Annotated in this window: 7 protein-coding genes; all 7 read left to right on the top strand. The window is 64.7% G+C overall.

The genetic code is table 11. The features are described from left to right. The first annotated feature begins 688 nt into the window (after positions 1-688). The 7 genes from D3260_RS09720 to D3260_RS09690 all read left to right on the top strand — a co-directional run bounded on the left by D3260_RS09720 (position 689) and on the right by D3260_RS09690 (position 8,254). Complete coding sequence (locus D3260_RS09720) at positions 689-1,753, top strand: ABC transporter ATP-binding protein (protein WP_120098396.1); 1,065 nt, start codon at positions 689-691, stop codon at positions 1,751-1,753. Next, positions 1,750-2,397, top strand: a complete 648-nt coding sequence (locus D3260_RS09715) for an ABC transporter permease (protein WP_199671443.1) — start codon at positions 1,750-1,752, stop codon at positions 2,395-2,397. Before D3260_RS09720 ends, D3260_RS09715 begins: the two co-directional genes overlap by 4 nt. Then, complete coding sequence (locus D3260_RS09710; RefSeq protein ID WP_199671442.1) at positions 2,394-3,143, top strand: ABC transporter permease; 750 nt, start codon at positions 2,394-2,396, stop codon at positions 3,141-3,143. Before D3260_RS09715 ends, D3260_RS09710 begins: the two co-directional genes overlap by 4 nt. Before the next feature lie 50 nt (positions 3,144-3,193). After that, the gene (locus tag D3260_RS09705) at positions 3,194-4,090 is read left to right on the top strand and encodes an ABC transporter substrate-binding protein (protein WP_120098395.1); all 897 of its coding nucleotides are present in this window, start codon (positions 3,194-3,196) and stop codon (positions 4,088-4,090) included. Between the two features lie 433 nt (positions 4,091-4,523). Then, positions 4,524-5,090 carry an ANTAR domain-containing response regulator gene (locus D3260_RS09700; RefSeq protein ID WP_120098394.1) on the top strand — a complete coding sequence of 189 codons (567 nt, stop codon included), beginning with the start codon at positions 4,524-4,526 and terminating at the stop codon, positions 5,088-5,090. Between the two features lie 603 nt (positions 5,091-5,693). Beyond that, positions 5,694-6,953: a CmpA/NrtA family ABC transporter substrate-binding protein gene (locus D3260_RS09695; protein WP_120098393.1), complete on the top strand. Its 1,260-nt coding sequence runs from the start codon at positions 5,694-5,696 to the stop codon at positions 6,951-6,953. Then, a complete protein-coding gene (locus D3260_RS09690) occupies positions 6,950-8,254 on the top strand; it encodes an MFS transporter (RefSeq protein ID WP_199671441.1) in 1,305 nt (434 codons plus the stop codon). The genes D3260_RS09695 and D3260_RS09690 overlap by 4 nt, the downstream gene beginning before the upstream one ends. Positions 8,255-8,411 lie beyond the last annotated feature (157 nt).

Here is an 8,411-nt window from a genome sequence, read left to right as displayed (position 1 = left end):
AGCAGTCGGCCTTTTGGCCGAATGCGAGCAATCCGTAGGCAAACGCTCTGCCGCGGTTGATAGCAACCACCATATACAGGTTGCTGGTATGAATGTCCGCGCAAGCGGGCCTTTCATGGCTGGCGTTCGGCTGTTTCGCTCGGCACGCGTTGTTTGGAAAGTCCGGAACGCGCGCTCGCGCTCCGCCCCGGTGACCGTTTTTCTGTCGGGCCGGATCGCTGTTCGTCTACATCGCTGGTTATCTGCCATCCCAGAAGGAATCGGCGATTATCACGTCCTGCGATGCTATGGCCGGTCTGAAATGTCGGACGCAGCGACTGTAGATGCGACGTCGAATGTCGGCCGGTCTCCGATCGATACTCTCGTGTCGTGGCAGTCGTCCTCGGTTCGGCGGGGGATACGCTGTTTCAGTGGTTGTGGCTTTCGTGTGTTGCCATGGGTTTAATCGGCCGCACGAGAAGCGCCGCTGTCGCCACCGCGGTCATGATTTTTGTTGTCTGGCTGAAACGGATGCGGGGCGGCCTACGTAATGCCCTGCATCTCGATCGTCGGTCAAAGCCGGTATATTCGGCGATGAATCCGCATCAAGCGGCTACCAGCCGCAGCTCAGGGAGCGTATCGTCATTCGTTATTTCATGTTCCGCGATGCCGTGTCTGTCTTTTCTGCCATGGCGTCGAGGCGAGCCGGATGATTCGCTTTGAGCAGGTGACGAAACGCTACGGTCGCCACGATGCGCCGGCGCTCGCGGAACTGGATCTGACGCTTTGCACCGGCGAGCTGACAGTGCTCGTCGGCCCGTCGGGTTGTGGCAAGACGACCACGCTCCGGTTGATCAACCGGCTGGAAGAGGCCAGCGCCGGTCGCATCATCATCGATGATATGCCCATCGATGATCTGGATGTCATCGATCTGCGACGCGGCATCGGTTATGTGATGCAGCATTCGGGATTGTTCCCGCATCGAACGGTGGCCGAGAACATCGCCGTCGTGCCGCGGCTTCTGGGCTGGAAACGGGCGCGTATCAGGGCGCGCGTGGACGAGTTGATTACGCTCGTCGGTCTGGATACGGGCCTGGCCGGGCGTTATCCGCATCAGCTATCCGGCGGCCAGCAGCAGCGGGTGGGGGTGGCGCGCGCGCTGGCGGCCGATCCGCCGATTCTGTTGATGGATGAGCCGTTCGCGGCGGTGGATCCGATCGTGCGAACGCGGCTCCAGGATGAGTTGCGCAGCCTCCAGGCGCGTTTGCAGAAGACGATTGTGTTCGTCACGCACGATATTGATGAAGCGATTCGTCTCGGCGATCGAATCGCTATCTTTGCCGAAGGCGGCCGGCTCGCGCAGTATGCGCCCCCCACCGATGTGCTTGCGGCGCCCGCCGATGATTTCGTCGCCGATTTCCTCGGGGCGGATCGGGATCTCAAGCGGCTGGCATTGTTTTCGGCCGCTGACGCGTCGGCGATGTCGCCATCGCCGGTCGCCGACCCAGGCACGACCGATATTCGTGCGATCGCGCAGGCGGCCGGCGTAAACTGGGTGTTCTGGCGCGATGCCGACGGGGCGCCGAGCGGCTGGCAGTACCTCGACGAGACTGCACCCCAGGCCGTGGGCACGGTGATCGGCCCGGCGGACTCGTTGCGCAAGGCGCTGGGTGCGATCCTGCAATCACCGCTAGGCGCCGTGCCGCGGGTCGATGCGCAGGGACGTCTCGACGGGGTGCTGGACCGGGCGGCGCTGGCTGCCGTACTCGCATGAGTGTCATCCGCTGGGACTGGGTCGAGCGCCATGCCGGGGATATCGCCGGCATGCTCGGCCAGCATGTCGCACTGACCGGGCTTGCTCTGCTGTGCGGCCTGATCATCGCCTTTCCATTGGCCCTGGCGGCCGTGCGTTGGCCGCGTCTGTACAGCCTGTCGCTGGTGCTCACCGGCATTCTGTTCACGGTGCCGTCGCTGGCGCTGTTCATTCTGCTCATTCCTTTCACCGGGCTGTCGATGGCGACATCGCTGATCGGGCTGACGATCTATACGTTGCTGATTCTGTTCCGCAATATTGTCGAAGGGCTGCGCGGTGTGCCGCGCGACGTCTCCGAGGCGGCACGGGCGCTGGGCTACACACGCGGTCGGCGTCTGATTGCCGTCGAGCTGCCGGTAGCGCTGCCCGTGATCGTGGCCGGCATTCGAATCGCGGCAGTCACGACCATTGGCCTGGTCACTGTGACCGCGCTGATCGGACAGGGCGGGCTCGGCCAGCTCTTCATCAGCGGTTTCACGCTGCATTTCACGACGCCGCTGCTCGTCGGCTTCGTGCTGTCCATTCTGTTGGCGGTCAGTGTCGATCTGTTGCTGGCCGGCGTGCTCTGGTGGCTCACGCCGTGGCATCGCGGGCGCTCGGCATGAAGACGGCGATACGCGGGGTCATGCTGGTTGCCGGATGTCTGTTTGCGAGTCGTGCGCTGGCCATCGGCCTGGACGCCGACGGTTTCGGCGTGGTCGATCAGGTCGTGCAATGGTTTGCCGATCCGACGCAGTGGACCGGCGATAACGGGCTGCCGCATCGTATTGCCCAGCATCTGTATTACGTCGCGGTCTCGATGGCCGTGGCCGTATCGATTGCCCTGCCGGTCGGAATCGGCCTCGGCCACTGGGGACGTGGCGGGCTCATCGCGATCAATCTGTCGAACATGGGCCGTGCCGTGCCGTCCTTCGGTCTGGTGATCCTGATGTTTCTGCTGGTCGGCATCGGTTTCCTGCCGGTTCTGGTGGCGCTCGTGGCTCTGGCGATTCCGCCGATGGTCACCAACAGTTATGTCGGCATGCAGGCCGTGGATCCCTCGGTGCGCACAGCCGCGCGGGCACTCGGGCTGTCCGGCTGGCAACAGCTCTGGCAGATCGAGTTGCCCATTGCCTTGCCGCTCGTCATGGCCGGTGTGCGTACGGCTGCGGTGCAGGTGCTATCGACGGCGACGCTGGCCGCCTATGTCGGCCTGGGCGGGCTGGGGCGCTATCTCATCGATGGATTGGCCCAGCAACAGCTGGCGCAGGTGGTCGGCGGCGCGATCGTGGTCGCGGTACTGGCGGTATTGCTGGAAATCGGACTTGGCACGCTGCAGAAAGCGCTGACGTCGCCGGGACTGGCACGATGAATCAAGATCGGTTTGGCCGGCCGCGCCGGTCTCAATCAGGGAATATCTTTATGAAACGTTTTCCAATGCGGGCCATGCTGTGTAGTGCCGTACTCCTGACTGTCGGTCTGTTCGCGAGCGCGGCCAGCGCGGCGAGCGGCAAGCCGTTGGTCATCGGCTCCACCAATTTCCCGGAGCAGCTGATTCTGGCGAACATCTATGCGGATGTTCTGCAAAAGCGCGGCATCGCGGTCAAGAAACGTCTGAATCTTGGGTCGCGGGAGGTGGTCTTTCCGGCCCTCAAGAGCGGAGAACTGGATCTGTTGCCGGAATATTCCGGCGCGCTCGTCGGCTTTCTGACCAACGGCAAATCCAAGGCGAGCGATCAGAAAGCGGTCATGAACACGCTGCGCGAAAAGCTGCCGACGAGTCTGGTCGCATTGACGCCGAGCCCGGCGCAGGATAAGGACGGGCTGGTCGTGACACCGGCCACGGCGAAGAAATACGACCTCGAGACGATCTCCGATCTGGCCCCGGTTGCCGGCAAGCTGGTGTTGGGTGGGCCGCCGGAAACCAAGACGCGCTATGTCGGTGTGCCGGGCTTGAAAAAAGTCTACGGTATTGATTTCAAAAGATTTCGTTCGCTGGATGCCGGCGGGCCGCTGACCCAGGCGGCGCTCGCGAGCGGGCAGGTGGATGTCGCACGCATGTTCACCACGCAGGGCGTGATATCGGATCGGGGCTGGATCCTGCTCAAGGACGACAAGAATCTGGTGCCGGCGCAGAACATTGTGCCGGTCGCGCGGAAAGCGGTACTCAGCGATGCGATTCGCGACGCGCTGAATGCCGTGTCGGCCAAGCTGACGACGGCCGAGCTGCAGCGTATGAACAAGCGGGTGTCGGTGGACCATGACGACCCCGAAACCGTCGCGCGTGCGTGGGTCAAGCAGCACAAGATCGGACAGTAGGACCTTCAGGCGCTCTGTCATCACGCTGGGCGGCGGCTGATCGTTCGCGTCGCCGCCGGCCAGTCAACGCGCGTCTCGGCTTTTACAAACATCGGCCGTGCGTTGTCGGACGCGGGCCCAGCGCCTTCGGTCGATGCGGCCCGGCCGGATGGCCACGCTCATCGTTTCCCACGCTGTCCACACGCCATGCCGCCGGAGTTGTCTGTCTTGCGCGCTTGATTCTGCTGGCCGCACGCTCGGCGAATCACCGACTCCGGGCCTCGCCGAGCTGTCATTGCCGCATGCGCCAGACCGTGCCGCCGGCGCTTGAAATAACGCTTGTCGTTGCAGGCATGGGGATCAGCCAACGCGGTCTTTGCCCCCGGTCTTTCCATCGAAGTGGCTCGGGATTGTGGCAGTCTGAGGCGACATTCTTTGAGAGCACGATCGAGTGATGCGCGTTCTGTTGGTCGATCGACAATCCGCGCGGCTGTCCACGTTGCGCGCCGTGATCGAGGACGCCGGGTTCTCGGTGATCGATACAGTCAGCGATCAGGCGGACCTGTACGAGGCGGTTGACCGTCTCGCACCGGACGCGATCATCGTCGGCGCGGATTCGCCGTCGCGGGATGTCCTCGACGACGTGGCAAGCCTGAGCGCGTCATACCCCAGGCCGTTGCTGATGCTGTCCTCCCGCGACGATCGTCGGTTGATGGCCCAGGCCTCGGAAGCCGGCATCGCGGCTTATGTCATGGACGGGTTATCGCCGGCGCTGGTGCGCTCGCTCGTTGACGTCGCGGTGCGCCAGTCGGAGCAGATGGCGTCGCTGCGTGCCGAACTGGCCGACGCGCGGGAGCGGCTGGTCGACCGACAGGCCATTCATCGTGCCAAGTGTTTGCTGATGGAGGACCAGGGCCTGTCCGAAGACGCCGCGTATCGCCAGCTGCGACAGACCGCGATGGACCGAGCCTTGCCGATGGTCGAAATCGCACGCCAGCTGTTATCCCGGGCCGCCGAGTGAGCTGATTCGCGGCAGGCACCAGGATTGTGCTTCGCACGTTGATCGTGCGTTCCCTTGAAGCCCGTCTTGCCGGTCGACCCTCTGCCCGAGCCGCCCGGATGCGCCGAAATGCCTTTGGCAGCCATGGCCTGCGACGGTCTCGTGTCGTAGGGCCTGTTGATGTTTCGTGCGAGTCCGCGCCAAGTGCGCCCTGAAATTGACGATGGGCGGCAAGACGAGGCATAGCACGCATAGCGTGTCATTCTGCGCCAGCGTGCTGGAACGCTGGGTTGCCGTCGTGTTTTTGATTTTGGGGCACTTGTCCCGAAGGGGCGGGCCACAAATCCCGCCCTGCGGCGTTGCGAGCCTTGCCGGACACACTGTGGCCTCTCGACGAAAAGGCGCTCGAACGAAACATCAACAGGCCCAAGTGCGCCGATCCTGGCACGTCTTCTGCATCCCCATGTGGTGAAGACATCGCGAGCGGGTGGTCAACGACGGCCGATAAGCCGTTCGGATGTCGATACAACGTGAGAGGGCAAGGGGGTCCGGCAGCACGACGCGCAGACGCGCGGTCATCGTGCTGCCGGTTTTTTTTGTCCGAAACATAGGGTACGGGCATCGATGACAACATACGCACCACCGGAAAGGACGCGACTGCACCTCGGTTTCATCGCGCTGGCCGACAGCGCGCCGCTGGTCGTGGCCGAACGCGACGGCCTGTTCGCCGAAGAGGGCCTGGACGTCACGCTCGCGCGTCGTGCCTCCTGGGCGGCGATCCGGGACGATGTGGTCATCGGCCGGCTCGACGGCGCGGCCATGCTGGCCGGTCTGCCGCTGGCGGCGACGCTGGGCCTGGGCAGCACGCCCATGCCGATGACCACCAGCCTGGCGCTGGGCGCCAACGGCAATGCCATTTGTGTCGGCGATGCGCTCTGGCAACGCATGCGAGCCGAGGGCGCAGGCGAAACAAACGGGCCGGCCGATGCCTCGTCGCTGGCGCGCGTGATCGCCGAGGATCGGGCGGCGGGGCTGGCGCCATTGACGTTTGCCATGGTGCACCCCGTGTCGTCGCATCATTATCAGCTGCGCTACTGGCTTGAAGCCGCCGGTATCGACCCGGATCGCGATGTGCGCCTGATCGTCGTGCCGCCGGCGCGCATGCTGGCCAACCTGCGCGCCGAGCGGATTGCGGGGTTCTGCGTCGGTGCGCCGTGGAGCGAGCTCGCGGTAGCCGAAGGCATCGGCCATATCCCGATGACCGGTTACGAACTCTGGAACAACGCGCCGGAAAAAGTCTTTGGCGTCGCCGCCGACTGGGCCGAGGCCTATCCGAATACGCATCGCGCGGTGCTGCGGGCGCTGCTGCGTGCCTGTCATCGGCTTGATGCCGACCAGGGGCGGTCGGATCTGGCACCGCTGATGGCCGATCCGGCGGTCGTGGATTGCCCCACCGAAGTGCTGGCCGATGTCTATGCCGGTCGGCTCCAGCGGCATCCGGGCGGGCCGGTCGAGGCCGCGCCCGACCATCTGGTGTTTGCCCGCCGCCACGTCAATTTCCCCTGGCGATCGCACGGTCTCTGGTTTGCCCGGCGCATGCAGCGCAGCGCGCAGCTCCACGCGGCCAGCGATGTCGTCGCGGCCGTGGATGCGGTCTATCGGCCCGATCGTTATCGCCGGGTCTGCGACGACCTCGGGCTGGTCGCACCCGCCCGCGATCACAAGACCGAAGGCACGCACGCCGGCCCGTGGCAGGCCGCCGACATGGGGCCCGGCATCACGCTCGGCGCGGACCGATTCTTCGACGGCGGTGTCTTCGATCCGACGGCCGGCCCGTCTGTCTGTTCGTCCCGTTCCGAATCTTCTGAAGGAGTGCGCCCGTGAAGACTCACAAGGTGGAGCAACTCGTCATCGCGACGATCGGTTTCTTCTGGTGTTTTCTGATGTGGTTCTCGACAGCCGCATTCTCGCCGAGCATCGCCGACCATTACGGGCTGTCGATTGCCGCTCTCGGCCTGCTGGCCAGCTCCGCGCTGTGGATGGCGCCGATCGGGCGCATCATCGCCGGCTGGACGGCCGATCGCTTCGGCGCGCCGCGTACCTTCGCGGTGATTCTGGCGGTGTGTGGACTGGTCTCGATCGCCTCCGGCTTCACCACCAACTACACGCTGTTGTTCATCGAGCGGGTGATCGTGGCGATCGCCGGGGTATCGTTCGTGGTCGGCATCCAGCACGTCGCGCAGTGGTTCGACAGCGACGAGATCGGCACCGCCGAAGGTCTGTATGCCGGCACCGGCAACGTCGGCGCCGGCGTCGGTGCGTTGCTCTTGCCGCGCGTGTTCGGCATCGATTACCAGAGCGCTTTCATCTTTCTCGGCGTCGTCGCGCTGCTGCTGGCGGCCTGGTACCTCTGGCGCGGCGAGGCCGCGCGCGACGTCGAAACCCGAGAGCGGACCTCGAAGGGCGCGACCGACTGGCGCGGCACGGTCTTCGTGTGGAGCCGCTATATCGCCATCGCGCTGATGCTGGCCTATGCCATGTCCTTCGGCCTGGAGATCGCGCTCAACTCCTGGCTGTCGAGCTATTTCGCGGAAGGATTCAAGACGGAGCTCGCAGCCCTGGGGTTCACGACCGTGGCGGGCATGCAGGTCGCCGCCGGCACGTTCGCGGCGGTGCAATCCTTCATGGCGTCGCTGTTCCGGCCGTTTGCCGGCTTCATGTCGGACACCTTTCAGAAGAAGGGCTGGACGCCGTTGCCGATCGTGGCCAAGAGCCTGCCCTACGCGCCACGCCTGCACTGGCTCGGCATCGCCCTGATCCTGATCACGCTGGCCATGCTCGCGCTCACGCTGGCCGGGCTCGCCGGCCTGTTACCGCTGTCGGTGATTGCGCTCGTGGCCCTCGGGCTGTTCATCAGCTTCGGTACCGGCGGGACGTTCGCGCTCGTGCCGCTGTTGTTCCCGGACCGGCCCGGGGTCGCGGCCGGTTTCATCGGCGGCGTGTCCTGTACCGGCGGCATCGTCTATCCGCTGATGTTCGCCGGCGGGTCGAACATCCATATGGGCTATGCCTATACCGCCATCTTCCTGTTCATTCCGTTCGTCCTGTTCTTCTTCTGGGCCGCGCGCTACGAGCGGGCGCCCGCCGAGCACGGCATCGGCGAGTTCAAGCCGGCGGCCGATTGATCGCCGGCGCGCGCCGGCGATGAGTCCGCAAGCGAACACGGGGGCTATGTCGGAATGCCAACGGTTCGTCCGCGGATACACGCCGATCGACACAGCGGCTCGGGAAGCGTTTTTCGGTCGGCGTTATTGATGTGCCACCCGAGCATCAGCCGTCGAA

Source organism: Salinisphaera sp. Q1T1-3 (assembly GCF_003602005.1).
In the GTDB taxonomy this organism is placed as follows: domain Bacteria; phylum Pseudomonadota; class Gammaproteobacteria; order Nevskiales; family Salinisphaeraceae; genus Salinisphaera.
This window is presented reverse-complemented; position numbering and strand designations above follow the sequence as displayed.